Origin of the sequence: Arthrobacter sp. SLBN-53, assembly GCF_006715585.1 — a bacterium.
GTDB lineage: Bacteria > Actinomycetota > Actinomycetes > Mycobacteriales > Mycobacteriaceae > Mycobacterium > Mycobacterium neoaurum_A.
Genome location: NZ_VFNN01000001.1, coordinates 965463 through 988414, shown reverse-complemented (window position 1 = coordinate 988414; position 22952 = coordinate 965463). Strand labels below are relative to the sequence as shown.

Annotated in this window: 22 protein-coding genes and 1 tRNA gene; 11 read left to right on the top strand and 12 right to left on the bottom strand. The window is 66.6% G+C overall.

Going from position 1 to position 22952, the window contains the following annotated elements:
• Window positions 1–11 precede the first annotated feature (11 nt).
• Entirely contained in the window at window positions 12–1253 is a 1242-nt protein-coding gene (locus FBY28_RS04755) for an MFS transporter (protein WP_141864702.1), read from the bottom strand.
• 13 nt (window positions 1254–1266) lie between these two features.
• Window positions 1267–1716 carry a MarR family winged helix-turn-helix transcriptional regulator gene (locus FBY28_RS04750; protein WP_141864700.1) on the bottom strand — a complete coding sequence of 150 codons (450 nt, stop codon included), beginning with the start codon at window positions 1714–1716 and terminating at the stop codon, window positions 1267–1269.
• Window positions 1717–1822: 106 nt separating this feature from the next.
• Between FBY28_RS04750 and FBY28_RS04745 the strand changes: the two genes are divergently transcribed.
• The 7 genes from FBY28_RS04745 to FBY28_RS04715 all read left to right on the top strand — a co-directional run bounded on the left by FBY28_RS04745 (window position 1823) and on the right by FBY28_RS04715 (window position 11137).
• Window positions 1823–3841 (top strand): ATP-binding cassette domain-containing protein, encoded by a 2019-nt coding sequence (locus FBY28_RS04745; protein ID WP_174241539.1) that lies wholly within the window; start codon window positions 1823–1825, stop codon window positions 3839–3841.
• 61 nt (window positions 3842–3902) lie between these two features.
• Window positions 3903–4724 (top strand): CbiQ family ECF transporter T component, encoded by an 822-nt coding sequence (locus FBY28_RS04740; RefSeq protein WP_019514632.1) that lies wholly within the window; start codon window positions 3903–3905, stop codon window positions 4722–4724.
• Window positions 4725–4734: 10 nt separating this feature from the next.
• Window positions 4735–6258, top strand: a complete 1524-nt coding sequence (locus FBY28_RS04735) for a PucR family transcriptional regulator (RefSeq protein ID WP_141864698.1) — start codon at window positions 4735–4737, stop codon at window positions 6256–6258.
• Window positions 6259–6395: 137 nt separating this feature from the next.
• Entirely contained in the window at window positions 6396–7661 is a 1266-nt protein-coding gene (locus tag FBY28_RS04730) for an NAD(P)/FAD-dependent oxidoreductase (protein WP_141864696.1), read from the top strand.
• Between the two features lie 77 nt (window positions 7662–7738).
• Entirely contained in the window at window positions 7739–8215 is a 477-nt protein-coding gene (locus FBY28_RS04725) for a GreA/GreB family elongation factor (RefSeq protein ID WP_141864694.1), read from the top strand.
• Between the two features lie 25 nt (window positions 8216–8240).
• Window positions 8241–9758, top strand: coding sequence for a TldD/PmbA family protein (locus FBY28_RS04720; protein WP_141864692.1), 1518 nt, complete (start codon window positions 8241–8243; stop codon window positions 9756–9758).
• The gene (locus FBY28_RS04715) at window positions 9755–11137 is read left to right on the top strand and encodes a metallopeptidase TldD-related protein (RefSeq protein WP_141864689.1); all 1383 of its coding nucleotides are present in this window, start codon (window positions 9755–9757) and stop codon (window positions 11135–11137) included. The genes FBY28_RS04720 and FBY28_RS04715 overlap by 4 nt, the downstream gene beginning before the upstream one ends.
• A 201-nt stretch (window positions 11138–11338) precedes the next feature.
• On the opposite strand, the gene FBY28_RS04710 is transcribed toward FBY28_RS04715, so the two are convergent.
• The 8 genes from FBY28_RS04710 to FBY28_RS04675 are packed head-to-tail and all read right to left on the bottom strand — an operon-like array spanning window position 11339 to window position 18670.
• Window positions 11339–12307, bottom strand: a complete 969-nt coding sequence (locus FBY28_RS04710) for a sugar kinase (protein ID WP_141864687.1) — start codon at window positions 12305–12307, stop codon at window positions 11339–11341.
• On the bottom strand, window positions 12304–12939 hold the full coding sequence (locus FBY28_RS04705; protein WP_141870051.1) for a bifunctional 4-hydroxy-2-oxoglutarate aldolase/2-dehydro-3-deoxy-phosphogluconate aldolase: 636 nt from the start codon (window positions 12937–12939) through the stop codon (window positions 12304–12306). Before FBY28_RS04705 ends, FBY28_RS04710 begins: the two co-directional genes overlap by 4 nt.
• On the bottom strand, window positions 12939–14075 hold the full coding sequence (locus FBY28_RS04700; RefSeq protein WP_141864685.1) for a mandelate racemase/muconate lactonizing enzyme family protein: 1137 nt from the start codon (window positions 14073–14075) through the stop codon (window positions 12939–12941). Before FBY28_RS04700 ends, FBY28_RS04705 begins: the two co-directional genes overlap by 1 nt.
• 59 nt (window positions 14076–14134) lie before the next feature.
• Window positions 14135–15730, bottom strand: coding sequence for an N-acyl-D-amino-acid deacylase family protein (locus FBY28_RS04695; protein ID WP_141864682.1), 1596 nt, complete (start codon window positions 15728–15730; stop codon window positions 14135–14137).
• Window positions 15731–15735: 5 nt separating this feature from the next.
• Window positions 15736–16476, bottom strand: coding sequence for an amino acid ABC transporter ATP-binding protein (locus tag FBY28_RS04690; protein WP_286177747.1), 741 nt, complete (start codon window positions 16474–16476; stop codon window positions 15736–15738).
• Entirely contained in the window at window positions 16473–17177 is a 705-nt protein-coding gene (locus FBY28_RS04685; protein ID WP_141864680.1) for an amino acid ABC transporter permease, read from the bottom strand. The genes FBY28_RS04690 and FBY28_RS04685 overlap by 4 nt, the downstream gene beginning before the upstream one ends.
• Window positions 17177–17839 carry an amino acid ABC transporter permease gene (locus tag FBY28_RS04680; protein ID WP_141864678.1) on the bottom strand — a complete coding sequence of 221 codons (663 nt, stop codon included), beginning with the start codon at window positions 17837–17839 and terminating at the stop codon, window positions 17177–17179. Before FBY28_RS04680 ends, FBY28_RS04685 begins: the two co-directional genes overlap by 1 nt.
• Before the next feature lie 9 nt (window positions 17840–17848).
• On the bottom strand, window positions 17849–18670 hold the full coding sequence (locus FBY28_RS04675) for a transporter substrate-binding domain-containing protein (protein WP_141864676.1): 822 nt from the start codon (window positions 18668–18670) through the stop codon (window positions 17849–17851).
• Window positions 18671–18837: 167 nt separating this feature from the next.
• Between FBY28_RS04675 and FBY28_RS04670 the strand changes: the two genes are divergently transcribed.
• Window positions 18838–19545 carry a GntR family transcriptional regulator gene (locus FBY28_RS04670; protein WP_141864674.1) on the top strand — a complete coding sequence of 236 codons (708 nt, stop codon included), beginning with the start codon at window positions 18838–18840 and terminating at the stop codon, window positions 19543–19545.
• Here FBY28_RS04670 and FBY28_RS04665 read toward each other — a convergent pair.
• Window positions 19517–19900, bottom strand: coding sequence for a phage holin family protein (locus tag FBY28_RS04665; RefSeq protein ID WP_141864671.1), 384 nt, complete (start codon window positions 19898–19900; stop codon window positions 19517–19519). The genes FBY28_RS04670 and FBY28_RS04665 overlap by 29 nt on opposite strands.
• A gap of 69 nt (window positions 19901–19969) precedes the next feature.
• Here FBY28_RS04665 and FBY28_RS04660 point away from each other — a divergent pair.
• Window positions 19970–20043: transfer RNA gene (locus FBY28_RS04660), tRNA-Ile, on the top strand.
• 601 nt (window positions 20044–20644) lie between these two features.
• Here FBY28_RS04660 and FBY28_RS04650 read toward each other — a convergent pair.
• A complete protein-coding gene (locus tag FBY28_RS04650; RefSeq protein ID WP_141864669.1) occupies window positions 20645–21382 on the bottom strand; it encodes a hypothetical protein in 738 nt (245 codons plus the stop codon).
• 121 nt (window positions 21383–21503) lie between these two features.
• Between FBY28_RS04650 and FBY28_RS04645 the strand changes: the two genes are divergently transcribed.
• Together FBY28_RS04645 and FBY28_RS26360 are read left to right on the top strand one after the other, a co-directional pair.
• Window positions 21504–22472, top strand: a complete 969-nt coding sequence (locus FBY28_RS04645; protein ID WP_141864667.1) for an ATP-binding protein — start codon at window positions 21504–21506, stop codon at window positions 22470–22472.
• Entirely contained in the window at window positions 22435–22758 is a 324-nt protein-coding gene (locus tag FBY28_RS26360) for an STAS-like domain-containing protein (protein WP_141864665.1), read from the top strand. Before FBY28_RS04645 ends, FBY28_RS26360 begins: the two co-directional genes overlap by 38 nt.
• The last annotated feature ends 194 nt before the right edge of the window (window positions 22759–22952 follow it).

Genomic DNA, 22952 nt, shown 5'->3' with positions numbered 1-22952 from the left:
GAACGGCCGGCTCAGTTGCCGACGGTGACGGCGGTGGCCTCGTCGGTCAGTTCGTCGATCTCATCCTCTGGCGCGTCGACCCCGCTGAGGTGTCCGCGCGCGGCGAACAGCAGCGCGGCACCGACGGCCACCGCACCCGCACCCACCCAGTAGGGCAGGTGGATGCTGACGTGCTCGCCGAGCGTGCCGGCCAGCCACGGGGCCACCGCCGCGCCACCGAAACGCAGGAAGCTGTAGGCCGCCGATGCGACGCCGCGCTCGACGGGTTCAACTCCCCGGGTCGCTGCGCTCCTGCCCGCCGGTGCGGCCTTCATCACGGTCTCAGTGATCAGCGTGTTGTTGACACCGATGAACAAGCCGGCCACCACCACACATGTTGCCAACACCGCCTTGTCGGCGGTCCCGATGGCCATCACGGCCAGCGTGACGGTCAACGCCAGCAGATTGACCACCAGCGTCGGGATGGTGCCGAACCGATGCTGCAGCCGCGGTGCCACCACCACCGAGGTGAAGGCCAGTGCCACCCCCCAGCCGAAGAAGATCAGCCCGATCTGCTGGGCGTTCATGTCCAGCGGGAACGGGGTGAACGCCAGCAGCGTGAAGAAGCCGAAGTTGTAGAACAGGGCGGTCACCGAGACGGCCAGCAGGCCGCGGTGCCGCAACGCCCGGAACGGGTCGACGATGCTGGTGGCGCGCGCCGGGCGCGGGGTGGACGGCAGCAGGAACACCGTCACCACCAGTGCCACGGCCATCAGCGCCGACACCCCGAAGAACGGTCCGCGCCAGGAGATGGAGCCGAGCACGCCGCCGACCAGCGGTCCGATCGCGATGCCGAGGCCGAGGGCGGCCTCGTAGAGGATGATCGCCTGCGCCACCGATCCGCGGGCAGCGTTGACGATGGTGGCCAGTGCGGTCGCGATGAACAGCGCGTTGCCCAGCCCCCACAGCGCCCGCCAGCCGACGATCTCCATCACCGTTTCGCTCATCCCCGCCAGCCCCGCGCCGGCGATGATGATCACCAGGCCGATCAGCAGGGTGTTCTTGGGGCCGATCCGGCTGGACACCACGCCGGTGATCAGCATGGCGACACCCATCACCGCCATGTAGCTGGTGAACAGCAGGGAGACCTGCGAGGGGGTGGCATTCAGATTGTCGGCGATGGGCTTGAGGATGGGATCGACGAGGCCGATGCCCATGAAGGCGACGACGGAGGCGAAGGCAACGGCCCAGACGGCTTTCGGTTGACGCCACATGGCGTGAAACTCCTTACTTCGATCGGCGGTCCTGCTGGGCGTCGTCGAGCAGCCCCCGCAGCACCTGTATCGCGTCGACGAGCGCGCCGCGCTGCGCGTCGTCGAGGTGGTCCAGATAGGGATTGATCGCGGCACTGCGATCGGCGCGTACCCGGTTCAACATGGCCCGGCCCGCGTCGGTGATCTCGATCAGCACGACCCGTGCGTCGGCGGCGTCCTCGGTGCGCGAGACCAACCCGGCGTCTTCGAGCCTGCGCACCTGGGTGGTCATGGTCGGTTGCGAGCAGTGATCGATGGCAGCCAGATCGGAGATCCTGGCTCGGCCCTGGTCCTCGATCGTGGCGAGCAACCTCGCCTGAGCGAACGGCAACGGCAACTCGATCCGTTGGTTTGCCAGTCGGTTGATCCGCGCGACGACGGCCAACAGGTCGGCGCCGAGTGCGGCGGGGTCTTGGCGATCCACTCGACCGAGGTTACATAGATTTACTATGCATCTGCAAATCTGCGGGCATGGTCATCGTCACAGTCCGCGAATCCGGAGTGCCGTCGCCACCTGGCAGAATCGGGTGATGCCATCAGGTCCGCCGCACCCTCGCCGGGCCGGTTCGTTGCTTCCGGGGGAGTTGGCCCAAGCCTCCGTCATGGCCGCGCTGTCCGCGGCCATCGCGATCATCGCCGTCGTCGTCCCGTTCGCCGCGGGGTTGTCCCTGCTGGCCACCGTGCCCATGGGGCTGCTCGCCTACCGCTACCGGCTGCGGGTACTGCTGGCCGCGACCGTCGCCGGGGCGCTGGTCGCCTTCATCATCGCCGGCATCGGCGGCCTGATGACGGTGCTCAACTGCGCGTATGTCGGCGGACTTGTCGGCTTCGTCAAACGTCGCGGTCGCGGTCTGCCCACCGTGGTCGTGGTGTCCGCGGCCGCCGGCGCGGTGTTCGGCGCGGCCGTCGTGCTGGTGCTGTTGGTGGCCACCCGCATGCGCGAATTGGTGTTCTCGGCCATGACCGCCAATGTGGACGGCACCGTCGCGATCCTGAGTTATGTCCCCGACCTGCAACCGCTTGCCGAAAAGGTGCGCGAGATCTTCGGCTTCCTGCTCGATCACTGGCCCATCCTCATCTTCTCCTACGGTCTGATCGCCATCGTCTTCGTCGGGCTGGTCGGCTGGTGGGCGTTGTCGCGGGTGCTCAGCCGGCTGGCAGGCGTCCCCGATGTGCACAAGCTGGAATCCCTCGACGAGTCCGATCCGGTCGCCCCGACACCGCTGCAGCTGCGCGATGTCGTCTTCCGTTACCCGGGCACCGACCGCGATGCGCTGGGCCCGGTCTCGATGAGTGTGCAGTCCGGCGAACACATCGCCGTCACCGGTGCCAACGGATCCGGGAAGACCACCCTGATGCTGGTGCTCTGCGGCCGTCCGCCGACCGAGGGGGTCGTGGAACGCCCCGGCGCGGTCGGCCTCGGGGCACCCGGCGGGACCGCGGTGATCATGCAGCATCCGGAGAGCCAGATCCTGGGCACCCGGGTGGCCGACGATGTCGTCTGGGGCCTGCCTGCCGGGACGACCGTCGACGTGCCCGCCCTGCTGGCCGAGGTCGGCCTCGACGGGCTCGACGAGCGCGATACCGGCAGTCTGTCCGGCGGTGAGTTGCAGCGCCTGGCCATCGCCGCCGCGCTGGCGCGCAAACCGGCGCTGTTGATCGCCGACGAGGTGACCAGCATGGTCGACCAGCAAGGCCGCGACGGGTTGATGTCGATGCTGGCCGAGCTGACCCGGCGCCGGAACATGGCCCTGGTGCACATCACCCACTACAACGGCGAGGCCGAAGCCGCCGAACGGGTGGTCAACCTCACCGGCGGGTCGGCCATGGTGGAGTCCGCCGAACCACCGGAGCCGACCGGTGAGCGGCGCAGCGATGTCCCGGTCCTCGAACTGTCCGGGGTGGGGCACAGCTACGGCGACGGAACCCCGTGGGCCACCACGGCGCTGCACGATATCGACCTGACCGTCTACGAGGGCGACGGCGTGCTGATCCACGGGCTCAACGGCTCGGGCAAGTCGACGCTGGCCTGGATCCTGGCCGGGCTGACCGAACCCACCACCGGCACCTGCCTGCTCGATGGACGGCCGGTGGCCGACCAGGTGGGCGCGGTGGCGCTGTCGTTCCAGGCCGCCCGGCTGCAGCTGATGCGCAGCCACGTGTTCCGCGAGATCGCCTCGGCCGCGGGGTTCTCCGCGCGCGACCGGGCCAAGGTCAATGCCGCGCTGGCCACCGTCGGCCTGGAACCCGAACTGGCCGACCGGCGCATCGATCAACTCTCTGGCGGGCAGATGCGCCGGGTGGTGCTGGCCGGTCTGCTGGCCCGGGCGCCGCGGGCAATCGTGCTCGACGAACCGTTGGCCGGACTGGACGCCACCAGTGCCCGCGGATTGTTGCGGCTGCTGGAGGAACTGCGCCGGGGCGGGCTGACGATCATCGTGATCTCCCACGATTTCGCGGGTCTGGAAGAGCTGTGCCCGCGCACCCTGCACCTGCGCGACGGGGTGTTGGTTCCGGTGCCGGCGAGCACATCGGGGGCGCCGTCATGAGCGAAGCTTGCGAGCGAATCATCGGTACCGGATGCGGGACCCGAGCCTGCGAGGGAACCGCATGAGCGAACAGAAACGGCCGCTGGTCCTGCTGCGCCCGGTGCCCGGCGACACCGTCATCCACCGGCTGTGGGCCGGGACGAAACTCATCGGTGTCGTCGCGCTGGCCGTGTTGATGGTGCTGTACCCGGGCTGGATTCCCATCGCGATGATCACGGCCCTGCTGGCCGTCGCGATCGGGCTGGCGCGGGTGCCGCGCGGTGCGCTGCCGAGCATTCCCGGCTGGATCTGGCTGCTCATCCTGCTCGGTGGGGTGACCGCCGCGTTCGCCGGCGGCACCCCGATCGTCACGCTGGGCGGGTTGGAGCTCGAGCTGGGCGGGCTGCTGAAGTTCCTGCGCGTGACGGCGGTGTCGATCGTCCTGCTGGGCATGGGTCTGCTGGTCTCGTGGACCACCAACGTCGCCGAGATCGCCCCGGCGGTGTCGACGCTCGGCCGACCGTTGCGCTGGCTGCGGCTACCGGTCGACGACTGGGCGGCCACCGTGGCGCTGTCGCTGCGTGCCTTCCCGATGCTCATCGACGAATTCCGCATCCTGTACGCGGCGCGGCGGCTGCGTCCGCGCGAACTGCCCGAAGGCCGCCGCGAACGCATGAAGGCGCAGGTGTCCGATCTGATCGACCTGCTGGCCGCCACGGTGACGGTGTCACTGCGGCGTGCCGATGAGATGGGTGACGCGATCACCGCGCGTGGGGGCGCCGGTCAGCTCTCGGCGCACCCGTCGCGGCTGCACACCGCCGATGTGGTCGCCCTGATCGTGTTGGCGCTGGTGTGCGGGGTCGCGGGTTATATCGAGGGGTTCACCTTCCTGGCCACCACCTAGGCTGCGAATCGTGATCACCTTGGATCGCCTGGTCAATGTGCTGGGCGGGTATGGCGTGGTGACGCGGCTGTGCGCGGTGCCGCGCAGCACCGAACTGCGCAGCGTGGTGCTGCCCGAGACCGCAGGCGGTGAGCCGGTGCTCGGTGACGTGCTGCTGGCCATCGGTGCCGACTCGGTGCATCAGGCGTTGGCCTGGGCGATCTCGGCGCATGCGGCGGTGGTCCTTGTCCGCGGCGCCGATGACGAGGTTCCCGCGCAGCTTCCCGACGGTGTCGCGGTGCTGTTGGTGGACGCCGCGCTGCCGTGGAGCGAGCTGGCGGCCGTGGCCTACGGGCTGGTGCTGGAGGGCCGGGAGACCGAATCGGGCCGCGGTCCCACCGATCTGTTCGCGCTGGCGGACAGCCTGGCGGCGGCCATCGGCGGCGCGGTCATCATCGAGGATCGGCACGCGCAGATGCTGGCCTATTCGCGATTGCAGCAGACGGCAGATGCGGCACGCGTGGAGACCATCCTGCGGCGCGAACAACCCGCCCAGGTTCGTGATGTGCTGGCCCGCCGCGGTGTCTTCGCGCATCTGGGCTCCTCCGACGAGCCGATCTTTGTCGATCCGGACCCGCAGCTCGGGCTGACCGGCCGGATGGTGGTCGCCGCCCGGGTCGGCCGCGAGCTGTTGGGCTCGGTGTGGGTGGCCTGTTCCGAGCCGTTGCAGGGGGCGGGGCTGACCGCCCTGCGCACCGGGGTGCGCACCGTCGCGTTGCATCTGCTGCGCTCGCGCGCCAGTGCCGACCTTGAGCGCCAGGTGGAGTCGGAGTCGGTGCAGCGTCTGCTCGAGGGTGTCGCCGATGCGGTCGCGGTGGCCAGCCGGGTGGGGCTGCCGTTGGGACCGCTGCGGGTCATCGCGCTGCGCGCCCGGCTTGAACCCGACCGGCACACCGCGTTGCTGGTGACCTTCGAGAAGGCCACGGCCGGCTTCGGGTGGTCGCGTCCCGGGCGCAGCGCGCTGGCGGAGAACACCGTGTACACGGTGCTGCCGGGGGAGAGCGCCGACACCGCCCGGTCGTGGCTGGACGAACTGCGCGCGGTACTGCCGGGGCAGGCGACGCTGATGGCCGGTATCAGCGGCGCCGCCGAGGCGGGCGAGCTGGCCGCCGCCCGCTGGGAGGCCGACGAATGTCTGGCCCTGCACGAGGCCGGGGCGCCGGATCTGCCCCCGCCGGCCTATGACGAATCCTGGGACGACCTGGTGCTGCAGCGGCTGCGCACCGCGGTGGACAACGGCCGCGGCCCGAGTCGGGGACCGGTCATCGATCTGCACCGGCACGACCGCGAACACGGCACTCCCTATGTGCGGACCCTGCGGGTGTGGCTGGAATGCCAGGGTGATCCGGTGCGCACCGGCGCGGTTCTCGGCGTGCATGAGAACACCGTGCGCTACCGGTTGCGCAAGATGGCCGAGGTGGCCGCGGTGCAGGTCGACGATCCGCGCAAGCGGCTGGCCATGATGATCGAACTGGCAACCCTCGACCGCGGCTGATTGTCGGATCGCCACAATCGGCTGGTGCTCAACTGTCGGATACCGCAACACCACGCCCTCCGGTCGGCCGCATGATGGCCCTGTACGGCGTCGGACGACGACGCCGTTCCGAAGCATCGGAGTCAGGAGGACGTGCCATGGGCGAGGGGAAGGCCGGGGTCGATCGCATCGATGGCGGACCGCGGCAGGTCGTGGTGGTGGGTGCCGGCATCGTCGGGCTGTCCACCGCATGGTTCCTGCAGGAACGTGGTGTGCAGGTCACCGTCATCGACCGGACCGGGGTGGCGGCCGGCGCGTCGTGGGGTAACGCCGGCTGGCTCTCGCCCGCGCTGACCATTCCGCTCAACCAGCCCGCTGTGCTGCGATACGGGCTGAAATCGCTGTTCAATCCGTCTGCGCCACTGCATATTCCGCTGCGCGCCGATCTCGGCCTCGCGCGTTTCCTCGCCACCTTCGCCCGGCACTGCACCACGGCCTCGGCCGAACGCGCGGTGCGCGCCAACCAGCCCTTCAACGCCGAATGTCTGGAGGCCTTCGACGTACTTTCGGGCAACGGGGTGGACGTACCGGTCACCGAATCGGCGATCACCGCGTTGTTCGAGACCGACGCCCACGCCCGCGAACTACGGCACGAGATAGCGATGCTGGAGCGGGCTGGCCTGGCCGTCGAGGTGAACGAGCTTCGCGGTGCCGGTCTGCGCGAGGCCGTGCCGCTGACCTCGGGCGTGGCCACCGTGGCCGTCGCCGTCGATCGGCAGCGCTATATCGACCCGGGACGGTTCGTGACCGCCCTCGGTCAGGCGGTGGCCGAACGCGGCGCGGCAATGCCGGTCGACCAGGTCATCGGGGTGAGCCCGCAGGGCAGTCGCGTCATCGTGCGCGGTGCCGGGGGCACCGACTACACCGCCGACGCCGTCGTCGTCGCCACCGGGGCATGGCTGAACGAACTGACCCGGCCATGGGTGCGGGTCCCGGTCCGGGCCGGGCGCGGGTACTCGTTCACGGTGCCCATCGACCGGGCGATGCCGGGGCCGATCTACCTGCCCACCGAACGGGTGGCCTGCACGCCCTACCAGGGTGCGATGCGCGTGGCGGGCACCATGGAGTTCCGGGAACCAGAAGCACCCATCGCGCCCGCCCGGGTCCGCTCGATCGTCAGGTCGGCCGCACGTCTGCTCGACGGGGTGCGATGGGACGAGGCGAGCGATGTGTGGGTCGGTCCGCGGCCCGTCAGCGCCGACGGGCTGCCGGTCATCGGTCAGGTCAGTCCCAGCGTCTATGTGGCGGGCGGGCACGGAATGTGGGGACTGGCCCACGGCCCGGTGACCGGCCGGTTGCTGACCGAGCAGATCACCACCGGCAAGCAACCCGAGGCGTTGCGTGCGTTCGACCCGCTGCGCTGACCCGAGTTTCACCCTGTCGTCAGGGGCGGAGGGATACCCCCGCCCCTGACGACCACCCATCGATACGAGGAGTTTCCATGACCACCGCGACGCCTGTCTGGCTCACCCCGGAAGCCCATGCCCGATTGCTCGAGGAGCTGGAGGTGCTGCGTACCTGGTCGATCACCGGCGTCGACGGTGACGACAGCGACGCGGCCGACAGCAACGCCGTGGCGGTGCGGCGGGCGCAGCAGGGCCGCATTCAGCAGATCCACGACATGCTGGCCGCCGCGATCGTCGGCGAGGACCCGCCCAACGACGGTGTCGCCGAACTCGGCATGGTGCTGACCGTGCGCTTCGAGGACGGGTCGGCCAACCCGGAAACCGAGACGTTCCTGCTCGGGGTGCGTGGCGCGGATTACGGTGATATCGAGGTCTACTCGGTGAATTCTCCTCTGGGCGAGGCGATCTGCGGTGCACGCTCCGGTGAGAGGCGGGAGTATCGACTGCCGACCGGGCAGCTCCAGGCGGTGACGCTCGTCTCGGCCGTGCCCTACGGGATGCACACACGCTGACCGACGGCCCGCTACGGTGGGGGCCGTGACTGCCCACTCGGTCGATGCCGATTTTCTCGCGTTACCTCGCCGGGCACTGGCCGACGCCGCCCTCTCGGCGGCGTTGGCGGCCGGCGCCAGCTATGCCGACCTGCGGATCCACCGACTGACCACCGAGATCGTCGCGCTGCGTGACGGCAGCCTGGAAACCGCCGATATCAACCACGAGGTCGGGTTGGCGGTGCGCGTCATCGTCGACGGCACCTGGGGTTTCGCCGCGCATGCCGAGTTGGCCCCCGAGGTGGCCGCCGAGACCGCCCGCCGCGCCGTCCGGGTGGCCACCACGCTGGCACCGCTGAACGCCGAGCGCATCGAATTGGCCGAGGAACCGGTCTATGACGACCTTCGCTGGGTGTCGAGTTACCGGATCGACCCGTTCACGATCCCGACGGCCGACAAGATCGCGGTGCTCGGCGATTATTCGGAGCGGCTGCTCGCCGCCGACGGTGTGGATCACGTGTCGGCCAGCCTGCAGGCGGTCAAGGAACAGACCTATTACGCCGACAGTTTCGGCACCTCCACCACCCAGCAGCGGGTGCGGGTGCAACCGCTGCTGGACGCCGTGAGCGTCGACGCGTCGGCGGGTTCATTCGAGACCATGCGGACGCTGGCACCCCCGATGGGGCGTGGCTGGGAAGCCGTCGTCTCCGACGACGTGTGGAACTGGAGCGCCGAACTGGCCGAGTTGCCGGCGCTGCTCGCCGAGAAGGTCAAGGCGCCCAGCGTCACCGCCGGGGCATGCGACCTGGTGATCGACCCGACCAATCTGTGGCTGACCATCCACGAATCCATCGGCCACGCCACCGAATACGACCGGGCGATCGGTTATGAGGCGGCCTATGCCGGCACGTCCTTCGCGACACCGGACAAGCTGAACACCATGCGGTACGGATCGCCGGTGATGAACGTCACCGCCGACCGTACCGTCGAACACGGCCTGGCCACTGTCGGTTTCGACGACGAAGGGGTGCGCGCCCAGAGCTGGGACCTGGTGCGCGACGGCCTTTTCGTCGGTTATCAGCTGGACCGGGTGTTCGCCCCGCGGCTCGGGGTGAGCCGGTCCAACGGATGCTCCTACGCCGATTCGGCGCAGCACGTGCCGATCCAGCGGATGGCCAATGTGTCGCTGCAGCCCGGAACCGAGGACCTCACCACCGCCGACCTGATCTCCCGGGTGACCGACGGCATCTACATCGTCGGCGACAAATCGTGGTCGATCGACATGCAGCGCTACAACTTTCAGTTCACCGGGCAGCGGTTCTTCCGGATCCGCGACGGCCGGCTGGACGGTCAGCTGCGTGATGTCGCCTACCAGGCCACCACCACCGACTTCTGGGGTTCGATGGAGGCCGTCGGCGGACCGTCGACATGGCGCCTCGGTGGCGCGTTCAATTGCGGCAAGGCCCAGCCCGGTCAGGTCGCCCCGGTCAGCCACGGCTGCCCGTCGGCGCTGTTCCGCGGCATCAACGTCCTGAACACCCAAGCAGAATCGGGTCGCTCATGATCGCGCCACAGCAGGTCGTCGACCAGGCCCTCGCCGAAGCCGCCCGGCTCGGCCGTGCCGAGGAGACCATCGTCATCGTGACCGACCGCGCGGACGCGTCGCTGCGCTGGGCCGGTAACTCGATGACCACCAACGGCGAGACCGTCGGGCGCAGCACCACGGTCATCTCGGTGATCCGGCGCGGCGAGCAGGCCCATGTCGGATCGGTGAGCAGCACCGAGGTCGATCCCGCTGCGATCACCGCGCTGGTCGCGGCCTCCCAGGCGGCGGCCGCCGCGGCCCCCGCCGCCGGTGATGCCGCCCCGGCCCTGCCCGCCGACGCCGGTCCCGCCGACTGGGATGTCGCGGTGCCCAGTACCGATGCCGATGTGTTCACCGATGTGGCAACGGGTTTGGTGCACGGCTTCCGTGCGGCCCGGGGCGCCGGCGACCAGCTCTACGGGTATGCCCGCCACGTGCTGGAGACCACGTTCGTGGCCACCTCGACCGGCTTGCGGCGGCGTTACACGCAGCCGACCGGTTCGGTGGAGATCAATGCCAAACGCGGCGGCGCCAGCGCGTGGGCGGGTGTCGGCACACCCGATTTCGCCGATGTGTCCACCGATGCGCTGTTGGCCGACCTGTCATTGCGACTGGGTTGGGCCGAGCGCACCGTCGAGCTGCCCGCCGGCCGCTACGAGACCCTGATGCCACCCTCGACGGTCGCCGACATGCTGATCTACCTGGCCTGGAGCATGGACGGGCGCGGTGCGCAGGAGGGCCGGTCGGCATTGTCGGCGCCGGGTGGGACCAGGGTGGGGGAGAAGCTCACCGACCTCGGGTTGACCATGTACTCCGATCCGGCTGCGCCGGGGCAGGAATGCCGGCCATTCGTCGCGGTGCCGACGTCCTCGGACCAGGCCTCGGTGTTCGACAACGGGATGGACATCGGCCGGGTGGACTGGATACGCGACGGTGTCATCAACGCGCTGGCCTACCCGCGCGCGGCCGCCGCGGAATTCTCTGCGCCGGTGGCGGTTCCGGCCGACAACCTGTTGGTCACCGGTGGCAGCGCGGAGCTGGCCGATATGATCGCCTCGACCGAGCGCGGGCTGCTGCTGACCACGCTGTGGTACATCCGCACCGTCGATCCGACGGTGCTGTTGTTGACGGGGCTGACCCGCGACGGGGTCTACCTGATCGAAGACGGCGAAGTGACCGCCGCGGTGAACAACTTCCGGTTCAACGAGAGCCCGCTGGATCTGTTGCGCCGGGCCACCGAGGCCGGTGTCAGCGAACAGACGCTGCCCAGGGAATGGGGTGATTGGGCCACCCGGGCGACCATGCCGTCGCTGCGGATCCCCGATTTCCACATGTCCTCGGTCAGTCAGGCGCAATAGGTTGCTGGCCCACCTTCCCGGCGAGCGTGCGTGTTTGCGGCCCGACACACCGTCATGTGGGCTAAGTCTGCGCACGCTCGGGCTAGGCCAGATCGGTTGATCGCGGGTCGCGCCGCCGTGATGGGCGGACGCGAGTGGCCGAGGGAACCGCGGTCTACCGGCTGGGCGATGACGGGATCCCGGTGTTCAGCTCGTGAGACGTCATCGACTGACCGGATCGACGGCATTGCGTTGCCGCTGCGCCAGATCCGCACGGGTGGGGTTGGCCTCCCAGTCACCGCGGGCGGTACACGCCAGTGCGCCGCAGGCGACCGCGGTCGCCAGTCGCACGCGCAGACCGGCGCCGCGGGCCTGTTCGGTCAACCACCCGGCGACGAATGCGTCACCGGCACCGACGGTGTCGACCACCGGTACCTCGATGGCCGGCATCGAGTCGTAGCCACCATCACGGGTTGCCGCGACTGCGCCCCGCTGACCGCGTTTGACGACGGCCTGGTGGGCGCCCCACTCCAGCAGGGTGTCCAGTTGCGCTCGCAGATCGCGGCTTTCGGTGACCAATGCCGCCTCATCGTCGCCGGCGAACACGATATCGGCGCGGCGGGCAAGGGCCCGGTATGCCTTCGTCGCGAGTTCCACCTCCGCCCAGAGAGACCCACGATGGTTGACGTCGAAGGACACGAGCGTGCCCGATTCCTTGGCGTCGTCGATCGCGCGGTGCACCGCTGCCAGGGGGCCGGCGCCGAGCGCCGCCGAGATGCCGGTGACATGAAGGATCTTCGCCGACGCGACCGCACCCTGGGGCACGTCATCCGTCGTCAGCCGACTACCGGCCTGGGCTTGCCGGTAGTAGCGCACACGACTGGACCCGGGCACCGGCAGCTCCTTGAGCATGATCGCCGTCGCGGCCACCGGGTCGATCGTGGCGTGTGTCTGTACGGATTCGGCGCGAAGCTCCCGCAGGATCAACGTGCCGACGGCATCGGCACCGAGGCGGCCGATCCAGCCCGCCGCGCCACCGAGTCTGGCGACACCGATGGCGACGTTGCTCTCTGCACCCCCGAACGTCAGTCGCATCCGGCTTCCGTGCCGCAGTGCGCCCGGGTCCTCGCTGCTGAGCAGTCCGAGACTCTCGCCCACGGTGACGACGTCGAGTGTGCGGGGCTCGGTCACCGCGGCAGGCCCACGGTCCGGCACGCGGCGACGGCTGCGCGGGCGGCCTCGGCCACGGCCGCCGCACCCGCGGGGGCCGAGGCCGTGATCCAGCTGCCGCTTACCGCGAATACCGATGGCAAGCAGGAGAACTCGCCGACATTGTGTTGGTTCACGCCCGATGACGGCATGAATCGGGTGTCCGGGAAGACGTCGGCATAGGCGCCGAGCATCGGGCGGGCGTCCACGGCCGATGCGGGAAACAGTTTGAGGTGCGTGAGTCCGAGCCGCGCGGCGGCCACCACTTCGGTGGGGGTGAGCACACCGGGTATCACCGGGTGGCCCGCGGCGATGACGCGCTCGACGACCTCGGCATCCAGACCCGGCGCGACGATGAACCCGGCGCCCGCGTCCACCGCCTCGGCCGCCTGCCGGGTGGTCAGCACGGTTCCGGCCCCGACCAGCAGATCACCGCGCGCCGCGAGGCGCCGAATCGCCAGGAGGCCATGCGGTCCGCGCAACGCCACCTCGACCACCGGCAGGCCCGCGGCGACGAGACCGTCACCGATGGCGTCGATATGTTCCTCGGCGCGCACCGTGGCCAGGGGGATGACGGGATGATCGAGCAGTGGATGCCCGGCCAGCGCTGACATCACGCGGCCGCCGCGAATGTCGGGTTGGTCCCGTAGCGGTTCAGTGCTTCGGGGCACAGTGCGATACCGAGTCCCGGTCGGTCCGGCACCGCGAGCAGGCCGTCGGTGTCCAGTTCCCAGCCACCGACGACGAGTTCGTCGATATAGGCCGCTCCGGTCTTGTACTCCACCAGATCGGTGCCCGACAGCGCCGATGCCAGGTGCAGGTCGGCGGCCAGTCCCACGGCGGTGTTCCAGCCGTGCGGCACCAGGCGGATCCCGCGATCCTGTGCCGCCCAGCCGATTCGGCGCGATTCGCTGAGCCCGCCGCCCTTGGTCGTATCGGGTTGGACGATATCGAAGGCGCCGGCGGCGAGATAGGGCGCGAAGGATTGTCGACGGGTGAGTACCTCGCCGCCGCTGATGGGTACGCGGGAGTGTGCACGTAGCGCCACGAATCCGTCGATGTCGTCAGGATCGAGAGCCTCCTCGAACCAGGCGACCTCGTAGTCGGCGAGCATATCGGCGGTGCGTTTCGCCCAGGACAGCGTCCCGGGGAAGAACGCCTCGGAACCACCGGCGTCCACTGCCAGTAGGCGATCGCCCACTGCGGCCCTGGCGGCGGCGACCGTGCGTTCGTCTGTGGAGAAGTCCACCCGGCCGAACTTCCACCAGCCGATCTTGAAGGCCGAGAAGCCCTGTTCCACAAGGTCGGTGAGGTTCTCCGACATCACCGGTGCCTCGTCCATCAACACCGATGCGTAGGGGCGTACTCGTTCACGGTAACGCCCGCCGAGCAGGCGGCCGACAGGTTGGCCGAGTGCCTGGCCGGCGAGATCCCACAGCGCGATGTCGATGGCGCTCGTGGCGTGGGTCAGGGTGCCGCCGCGGCCCATCCAGAATGCGCTCTGGTGCAGCGTTTCAGTCAGCCGTTCGACCTCCAGCGCACTCTGTCCGACGATCTGTGGGGCCAGCAGGTCCAACGCGGCCCGGATCAACCCCTCCGAGGTGAATGCGCTGCCGATCCCGACGTGTCCGGTGTCGGTGTGAACAGCGACCAGGGTGTGGACCACGTCATCGGGCCGCAATTCGTTGGACCATCCGCCCTCCGGGGTGGCGCCACGTAGGCCGCAGGTGTCGATTCGGGTGATTTTCATGGTGAACGTGCTCCTCTTTGTCGTCCGTTTCGGCGGACGTCGTGTGATGGTGCGGGGGATCAGCTGCGTGGCAACAGTTGTCCGGGCCGACGGCCGGTGTGGATGGCGTCGCTGACCACAGGGACTCCGTTGACCCAGACGTGGCGGGCCGCGTCGGCGTAGCCGTCGGGCAGTGACCAGGTGTCGGTGCGGCCGAGAATGTCGGGATCGATGAGCACCAGGTCGGCGTAGTGCCCTTCGATGATGTGACCGCGTCCGGTGATGCCGAAGTGGTCGGCGACCTTGCCGGTCATCCGGTGAACGGCATCCTCCAACGTCAGCGTTCCGGCCGGGACATGGTGGGCCAGATAGTGGGTGTGGCCGTAGTAGAACAGTGGATGCCGGGTGCGGGCGCCCAGCGGTCCGGTGGATCGGGCGCTGAACGCGTCGACGCCCAGGAGGAAGTGGTCATGCCCGATCGCCTGGGCAAGGTGATCCTCGGTGAAGAGCTCACCGAGGAGCTGGACTGATCCGATATCCGGTCCGGCTGCCGACAGGATGTCGAAAAGGCAATCCCATTCATCCTTTCCGTGCAGTTCGGCGATGCGTGGGAAGCTCAGGCCCTCCCATTGGGGGTGTGTCGCACTGACCCCCAACCGGACCCGATCCCACTGGCCGCGGTGGATGAAACGCCAGTAGCGATCGGAATCCTCGCGCACCCGTCGGCGGATGTCGGAATCGCGCAGCAACTCGGCGATATCGGTGGACGGTCGATCCGCCAGCCACGGTGGCAACAGGCCTGTCGCCATACCGATACCGTCTGGGTAGGGCGTCATGTCCGCAAGCACCGCGCATCCGCGTGCACGCTCGGTGACCACGCGCTGTACGGCGTCGTGCCAGGCTCCCTCGGAGGCACCGGTACCGTGCCGCACGTTCAGATGTGAGATCTGCGCTCGCACTCCGCCGCGGTGGACGATGTCGAAGAACTCGTCCACCGCCGCAGCCAGCCCAGTATCGCGGTTGCGAATGTGGCTGCTGTACATGCCGTCCCGTCTTCCGCAGACCGATGCCAGCTCGGCCAGCTCGTCGGTGTCGGCGAAGCGCCCGGATCCGTACTCCAAACCACTGGAGAAGCCGATGGCGCCGGCTTCCAGGGCCTCTTCCAGCAGGCGGATCAGTTCGGCGCGGCGGTCGACACCGTCGTGGGCGGCACGGGATGCCGCCGCGGTGCGTAATGCGGTGTGGCCGACGAACCACATGAGGTTCTGGGTGGTGCCCCCGCCGTGCACGGTGTCGAGCAGTTCGCCGAAGCTCCGCCAGGTGATCTGTTCGGTGTACCCGAGGGCGGCAAGTGCGCTCTGTGCCGCGGGCACGTCGGCATCATGCAATGGCGCATAGGTGACGCCACAGTTGCCGACCACCTCGGTGGTGACGCCCTGCCGGATGGTGCTGTGCGCCTCCGGGTTACCGAGAACCGACCAGTCGGTGTGGCTGTGCGGGTCGATGAAGCCCGGTGTCAGGAGCATGCCACCGGCATCGACGGTGACGACGGCCTCGTGGTGCGGGGACGTTCCGACATGGACGATACGGTCGTCGAGAATGCCGACGTCGCAAGGCCGGCCGGGTGCTCCGGTGCCGTCGATGACCCGCGCTCCCGTGATGAGGGTGTCGAGCATCGGTATCAGAGCACCTTGCTCAGGAACTCGCGGGTGCGTGTCATTTGTGGCATTCCGAAAAGATCTTTGGGAGAACCGGTTTCAACGACCCTGCCGTCGTCCATGTAGATCACGCGATCGGCCACCTCGCGGGCGAACCCCATCTCGTGGGTCACGACGACCATGGTCATGCCGTCTTGGGCGAGGCCCTTCATGACCGCGAGTACCTCGCCCACGATCTCCGGGTCGAGCGCCGAGGTGGGCTCGTCGAACAGCATCACCTTCGGTTGCATCGCCAGGGCCCGCGCGATGGCAACCCGCTGCGCCTGCCCGCCGGACAGCGAGTCGGGATATGAGTCGGCCTTGCCCGCCAATCCGACGCGCTCCAGCAGAGTGTGTGCGCGTTGGGTTGCCTCTTTGCGGTCACAGCCCAGGACTCGTTGGGGCGCCAACGAGATGTTCTGCGCGGCGGTCATGTGCGGAAAGAGGTTGAAATGCTGGAACACCATCCCGACATCGCGGCGGACGATCGCGAGGTCGGTCCGTTTGTCCCGCGGACCCAGCGCGTGTCCGTTGACGACCACACTGCCGTGAGTCGGGCGTTCCAGCCCGTTCATGCAGCGCAGCAGGGTGCTCTTGCCGGAACCGGAGGCGCCGATGATGCAGACCACCTCACGAGGCGCGACGCGGCAGGACACTCCGTGCAGTACCTCGTGATCGCCGAAACTCAGTCGTAGGTCGCTGATCTCGATCATGTCGGCGGTCATGAGTGTGCTCCTGTCGGGGTGAGGGCGTCGGTGACTCCGGGCGGTTGCACCCGTACGCCGAGGCGTCGTTCGTAGCGGCGGCCGGCGGCCGAGAGGGCGTAGCAGATGACGAAATAGCAGGCGCCGACGATGAGGTAGGTCGCGATGGGTTCTGCTGTCAGTGAGCTCACGATGTTGCCGGCGCGAGTCAGCTCCACCAGACCGATCACCGCGACAAGGGAGCTGTCCTTGACCAGGATGACCAGGAATCCGACACCCGGTGGCACCATGATGCGGGCCGCCTGGGGAAGGATGACCCACCGCATCCGGGCCGGGTAGGACAGTCCGAGCGCATGCGCGGCCTCGAACTGGCCGCGCGGGATCGCCTGGATGCTGCCGCGGACCAGTTCGGCGATGTAGGCCGAGGCAAATACCGACAGGGCGATGACGCCCGCCCAGTAGTCGGGCAGGCTGGTGCCAGGAACAAGCAGGGGCACGCCGAAGTAGACGAAGAAGATGATCAGCAGCACGGGAATGCCCCGGATCAGCGCTACGTACACGGTGCTGGCAATGCGCAAGGCCTTGATGCTGCCGGTCGCCATCAGGCCAAGGAGCAAGCCCAGAATCGATCCGAAAAGCAGTGACAGTACGCAGATCTGGATGGTGACGACAGCGCCGTTGAGGATCAACGACAGATGTTGCAGGCCGAGTCCTTCGAACATCACGCCACCTTCCACTTGATGAATCGGGTCTCGATGAGCCGAGAGGAACTCGCGATCAGCAGCGCGACGGCGAAGTACATCAACCCACCGACGGTGAATGTCTCGATGGTGCGGAACGTCGTCGAGGTGATGCCCAGCATGGTGTGCATGAGGTCGGGAAGAGCCACCACTGAGGTGATCGACGAGGCGAGGAACAGCAGGATCGTCTGGTTGGTGATGGCGGGCAACACGTTTCGCATGGCCGGAGCCAGTTGCACCCTCCAGAAGATGTCCCGTCGGCTCAGTCCCAGCGCGGCGCCGGCCTCGGCAAGCCCCGCGGGTACGGATTCGAATCCCGCCCGGTATATCTCGGCCATGTAGGCGGCATTGTTCAGGGAGAGCGCCAAGACTCCGGCCGCGACCGGGTCGAGGTTGACGCCCGCTTGGGGGAGGGCGAAGTAGATGAGGTACAGCTGCAACAGCAACGGTGTGTTGCGGATGATCTCGATGTAGCCGGCCGCCGCGGCGCGGATGACCCGGATCGTGGACGACCGACCGGCGTAGAGCACCAGCGCGAGGCTGCCACCGCCGGCCACCGCGGCCGCACTGACCGCGATGCTGATCAGCAGGCCGAGTAACAGGGGATGCAGATAGGGGATGAGGTCGCCGTAGTAGAGCTGCATGGCGGTCGGTTACTTGATCAGGTCCGGGACATCGACCCCGAGCCAACGGTTGTAGGAGTCGTTGGCGGACTTGCTGATGTTGTAGTTCATGATGAAGTTGTTGAGGTAGTTCAGCCACAGCTGATCACCCATCTTCGCTCCGAACGACACCAGCGAGGGCGACAGCGCCGGGGCGTCGAGGACGCGGACGGCGTCGCCCTGGCTGCGGCGGATATCGGCGACGACGGCGGTGCTCTCCATGAGCGCGTCGACCTTGTTGCTCCGCAGCGCCTGGATGGAGTCGGCCACTGCTTCGAAGAGGCTTGCGCGCGCCTGCGGGAACTGGGTTTCCAGAATGGTGGCCGGGACGCTTCCGCGGGTGGCGGCGACGGCGCGGCCGTCGAGATCGTCGTATGTGCGGATATCGCTGTCGGCCGGCACGACGACCAGCTGGCCCTCGGATGCGTAGGGGCGGGTGAGCGCGATGACCTGCGCGCGTTCGTCGAGGTTGGTCAGGGCGGCGATGATCACGTCGACCTTCTGCGTCTCCAGCATGGGGATGCGACTGGCGTTGGTGGTGCTGACGTATTCGATTTCGGCACCGAGCGATTCCGCCAGTGCGGTGGCCTTGTCGATGTCGAATCCTTCGTACTGACCCGAGCTGTTGAGCACCGAGTACGGGGGAGCGTCGGCGAACACTCCGATCGAGATCTTCTTGGAGGTAAGGACTTTCGTCAGTGTGCTCTCACCGGCCTGCACGGGTCCGTTCTGACCGGATGAGGTGCATCCCGCGGCGGTCAGCGTGAGGGTGGTGGCGAGAACGGTGATCGCGACCCGAATGCGACGACGCATGGCTCTCCTCTGATGGGTGTCGGGTGGGAAGGTGACGGCCTGTGATCGGAAGCACGTCCTGGAACAGATTGGAGATTATCTATAATCTGTGATCGCCGCAACCCTGCGGTGAGCGGTTTAGGATCTGAGTGCGCGGGGCGACTGCCCGCGGAGCGGAGTGACATCTAGTGACCGAGGCTGTGCAATCGTTGGCCGTGGCGGCGCCGGTGGTGTCATCGCGTCGTCACCAGGTGGCCGACTGGCTGCGTGAACAGATCGTCAAGGGTGCGCTGGCGCCGGGAGCCCAACTGAAGCAGGATGTGTTGGCTGCCCACCTGGGGGCCAGCCCTGGGCCGGTGCGAGAAGCGTTGCGGCAGTTGGAGAGCGAAGGGCTGGTCCATCACATCCCGAACCGGGGAGCCTTCGTTGCGTCGGTGAGCCCCGCGGAGTTGCTCGGCGTGCTGCTGCCGGTGCGGTTGGCGATCGAGTCTTTCGCGGTCGAGGCCGCCAGCGCGGATCCCGCTGTCGTGGCCGAACTGGAGCGTGTGGTCGCAGCGATGGACGAGGCGGCCGGGGCCGGCGATCTCGACGCACTCAACGAATTGGACGTTGCTTTCCATGAGGCGATCGTGCGGAGTTCGCAGTCAGAGCATGCGATGCAACTTTGGGCCAGCGTGCAACCGCGGATCAGGATGCAGATTCACCGGTTGGCGAAGCGTCACACCACGCCCTTTGCGATCTTGGAGGAGCATCGAGTGCTGCTCGATGCCATCACCAGCGCGGATGCGGCGGGACGTATCGCGGCTCTGGACACCCATATCGTGGCCAGCGCCCGTGATCTGTTGGCGCGCGAGGAGTCCGACGGTGTCAGCTCGGTGTCATCGTCTTCTTCTTGAGGAAAACGGCCGGTAGGACGACCGTTGCCACCGCGGTGACCAGCCAGACGACCACGGTGGCCGCGATCCAGGAGCCGATGCCGCTGATACCGATGCCGCTGGAGAACAGCGAGGCCAGGAACAGCGCGGCGAAGGTGGACACCAGCCCGATACCGCCGAGGAAGGCCGAGGCGTAGCGGTTGGCCATCTTGAGGAAGAACGGTGACAGGATGGCCTGGGCGACGGTGAAGATCACCACCGCGGTGACGAACCCGAGCGGGCGCAGTGTCACCCCGGAGACCAGCCAGGATGCCACCAGCAACCCGATGGCCGACGAGCCCAGGAAGATGGCGATGCGCAGCAGGAATCTGACCACCCGCTGAGCCTAACCGCGGTGCGACCGCGCCGTGGGCACTGTGCGAACATAGGTGCCGCGCAGTGCGCCGGGGCGGTAGCTCAGTTGGTTAGAGCCGGGGACTCATAATCCCTTGGTCGCGGGTTCGAGCCCCGCCCGCCCCACTCAAGCTTTCGTCCAGTTCAGGGCGGCGGAAGAAGCGACCCGTTGCGAGCTGGGCACCTGAGCCGCTGAAGACCGCCAACGCCTACCGCGACGTACCGATTGACCCGTGGTTGGCAGATGATCTGCGGGACTATCTGTTTGACGTGCACGGTGATGCCGACAATGGTCAGGCTCCACTGTTTCCAGGAAGATTGCCAGCAGCTAAGGCCAAGGCCGTGAAGCTGGCGAAGTCTGCTGTAGACGTTGAGCCGAACTCGGAGAAGGCAGAGAAGGTGCGCCGACTACGTCGGTTGAAAGGTTCGATTGGACCCGTCCGATTCACGCGGCCAATGTCTACAAACGGTTCTGGCTGCCCGCGCTGGATGCTCTCGGACTGCCGCACTCACGTTGGCACGACCTGCGCCACGCAGCCGCAGTGTCAACGTTGGCCACCGAGAACGTGCGAGACGTGAGCCGGTGGTTAGGCCACGCGAAGATCAGTACCACCATGGACATTTATGCCGCAGTGCTCAAGACCGAGAACACCGGAAAGGTCAGTCCCAGTGCGCGACCCGTTCCGCTCCCTGCAGACAACGTGGTGCCGCTACAGCGAAGGGCGAATTAGTCTCGCTGGACGTACGACACGAAGAAGGCCAAGAGCAAGGCAAACGCGATGCCGCCACTTGCTGGGATTAGCCAGTCCGGTCGTGTGCCCATGCCAGTCAGCAGGTAGAAAGTTCCGGCGCCTACCGAGATGGCCGCTGCGCCACTTGAGATGGACAGCGCCAGTGACTTTGGTGTGCGTTTCTCTTTCTGTCGAAACGTCTGAATCGGCCTGCTTTCGTTGAGGATTCGGCACGATACCATTGGCGGCTCGGCAGGGTCGCCATCGTACACAATCTGTACGACGAAGAAATCTTGCTTGTTCATGGTCTCGGGTTGAATTTCGATGTACTCCGGCTCTGGCTGACCATCGATGGGCACCACGCGGCTGCTGTGAAGAACTAGGGCTTTCTGCGACTGCTCAATAATGGCCCAGTCAAGAATCTCAGCAGCTGGTCTCGCGATCTGAATTGGTTCAAGAAAGTCTGCCTTTGGAATCGCGCCGGTGCCCGTGTTCCTGAACTCAATCTCGGTGATGAACGGGTTCTTCACTTCACGCGACCCAAAGTGAACGCTCAGTCGCTCGGGACGACGATGGCTTGCAACGATGGTGATATCCGACAGCACCCGATAGTCGAAAGTCTTGGACCGCTTGCTGCGAGTCCCCAGCCACCAGGCAAGAGGAAGCGCGACGAACGTTGCAAGCACCTGGAAGAGGGTTCCGTTGCGTTCAATTAAGCTCTCGGCTTGCAGCACAGGGCCAACGTAGCTGACATGTGTGACAGCGGGCGACGCGAATCGCGGCGTGTCTGGCGAGCCGCTGTAGAAGCCGTATAAGCGTCAGAATTTGGCGCGATCACCAACTATGATGCCTGACATGCGTCTTGAGCTACCGAATCGCGCCTACTTGGCTGATATTGAGCGGTTTCTGAGGAACCGCATCGATGATGGCAGTTCAGATTTTACGTTCGATTTGAAGCAAGGCTTTTTCAACGTCCATCCACTCGTGCTGTGCATGATCGCTGCGATGGCTGCCGATGCCCAGAGAAAAGGCGGCAAAGTTAACCTGACTAACGACCGTTCAACTTCCAGCATCAGATACCTGGAAAGGATGAAACTTTTCGACGCGATTGGTTGTGAATCAGTCAGCAGCGTCCAGGAGCATGATCCTGCCGGTCGATTCATCCCGGTCACCCGAATAACGGACGGCAAGGAACTCACCGATTTCCTGACCGACTTCATCCCTCTTCTCCACGCTGAACCCGAAGAGGCTATGACGATTCGCTATGTACTCGCTGAGCTCGTACGAAATACACTGGAACACTCTGGTCCGCCTCACGCTGCCTTTGTGGCGGCGCAGGTGATAAGGACAGACGGCAGGCTCGCTGTCGCGGTGGCTGATGCCGGCATCGGTATCCGAAAGTCGATCACAAGGTTTCACGCTGCGAAAGACGACCAAGAAGCCATCGTAAAAGCATTTGAACCAGGCATTTCGGGAGCGACTGTTACTTTCGGTGGCAACGAGAACAACGGCGGAGCAGGACTGTTCTTCATGAAAGCAATGGCGACGATGGCGCGTTGCCACATGGTCGCAGTGTCCGGAGACACCGCCATGAAGCTCGGTAGACGTCCGAAGGGCAGCGGGATTTCAGTGCAGCCGTCGCTCTTGCAGGATCGGGTTTACTGGCGCGAGGCCCAACCGCCGTATCAAGGCACAGCTATCGGTATAGACATTCAGGTTAGTCCAGACATTAAGTTCAACGATCTGCTAGAGCAAATACGAACGGTGTACCACTACCGCGTACGAAGTGAGCAAAAGTACAAGAGGAAGGCTCGTTTTGCGTAGGCACATAAAGGTTGTCGAGTACGCGGGAACTTTTGCAGAGAATAAAGATGCCGCCGCAGTTATCCGAGACACATGGCTACTGCCAGCTTTAAAGAGATCTGCGGACGAAGTTGAGATGGATTTCGAAAACGTAGAATATGCCACGCAATCGTTTATCCACGCCATGTTGGCGAAGGTTATACGTACAAATGGTGAGTGGCTTGATCTAATTACCTTCAGCAACTGCTCGGATGCCGTACAAGGGATTATCGAGATAGTAGTTGACTACGCTCAAGAGACTGACTGATCGGGCGGTAGTCTATGGCAGCAAACCCCCCCGTGGACACACTTTGTCCACACCGTCCGCAAAGTTGCCGGGTGACCGCGCGACCTGGGTTTCGGCCGGTGCTGTCTTGTACCGGTTTGCTGGCCTTACAGCAGCGTAGGAACGTAGTGTAATACGGACGCTGCAACGCCCCAGACGACGATTACAGCCGCCGC

Coding starts and splice junctions, on each gene's coding strand:
- FBY28_RS04755 (WP_141864702.1), bottom strand. CDS start 1,253: ATGTGGCGTCAACCGAAAGCCGTCTGGGCCGTTGCCTTCGCCTCCGTC.
- FBY28_RS04745 (WP_174241539.1), top strand. CDS start 1,823: ATGCCATCAGGTCCGCCGCACCCTCGCCGGGCCGGTTCGTTGCTTCCG.
- FBY28_RS04740 (WP_019514632.1), top strand. CDS start 3,903: ATGAGCGAACAGAAACGGCCGCTGGTCCTGCTGCGCCCGGTGCCCGGC.
- FBY28_RS04730 (WP_141864696.1), top strand. CDS start 6,396: ATGGGCGAGGGGAAGGCCGGGGTCGATCGCATCGATGGCGGACCGCGG.
- FBY28_RS04725 (WP_141864694.1), top strand. CDS start 7,739: ATGACCACCGCGACGCCTGTCTGGCTCACCCCGGAAGCCCATGCCCGA.
- FBY28_RS04715 (WP_141864689.1), top strand. CDS start 9,755: ATGATCGCGCCACAGCAGGTCGTCGACCAGGCCCTCGCCGAAGCCGCC.
- FBY28_RS04705 (WP_141870051.1), bottom strand. CDS start 12,939: ATGTCAGCGCTGGCCGGGCATCCACTGCTCGATCATCCCGTCATCCCC.
- FBY28_RS04700 (WP_141864685.1), bottom strand. CDS start 14,075: ATGAAAATCACCCGAATCGACACCTGCGGCCTACGTGGCGCCACCCCG.
- FBY28_RS04695 (WP_141864682.1), bottom strand. CDS start 15,730: ATGCTCGACACCCTCATCACGGGAGCGCGGGTCATCGACGGCACCGGA.
- FBY28_RS04690 (WP_286177747.1), bottom strand. CDS start 16,476: ATGACCGCCGACATGATCGAGATCAGCGACCTACGACTGAGTTTCGGC.
- FBY28_RS04685 (WP_141864680.1), bottom strand. CDS start 17,177: ATGTTCGAAGGACTCGGCCTGCAACATCTGTCGTTGATCCTCAACGGC.
- FBY28_RS04680 (WP_141864678.1), bottom strand. CDS start 17,839: ATGCAGCTCTACTACGGCGACCTCATCCCCTATCTGCATCCCCTGTTA.
- FBY28_RS04675 (WP_141864676.1), bottom strand. CDS start 18,670: ATGCGTCGTCGCATTCGGGTCGCGATCACCGTTCTCGCCACCACCCTC.
- FBY28_RS04645 (WP_141864667.1), top strand. CDS start 21,504: ATGCGTCTTGAGCTACCGAATCGCGCCTACTTGGCTGATATTGAGCGG.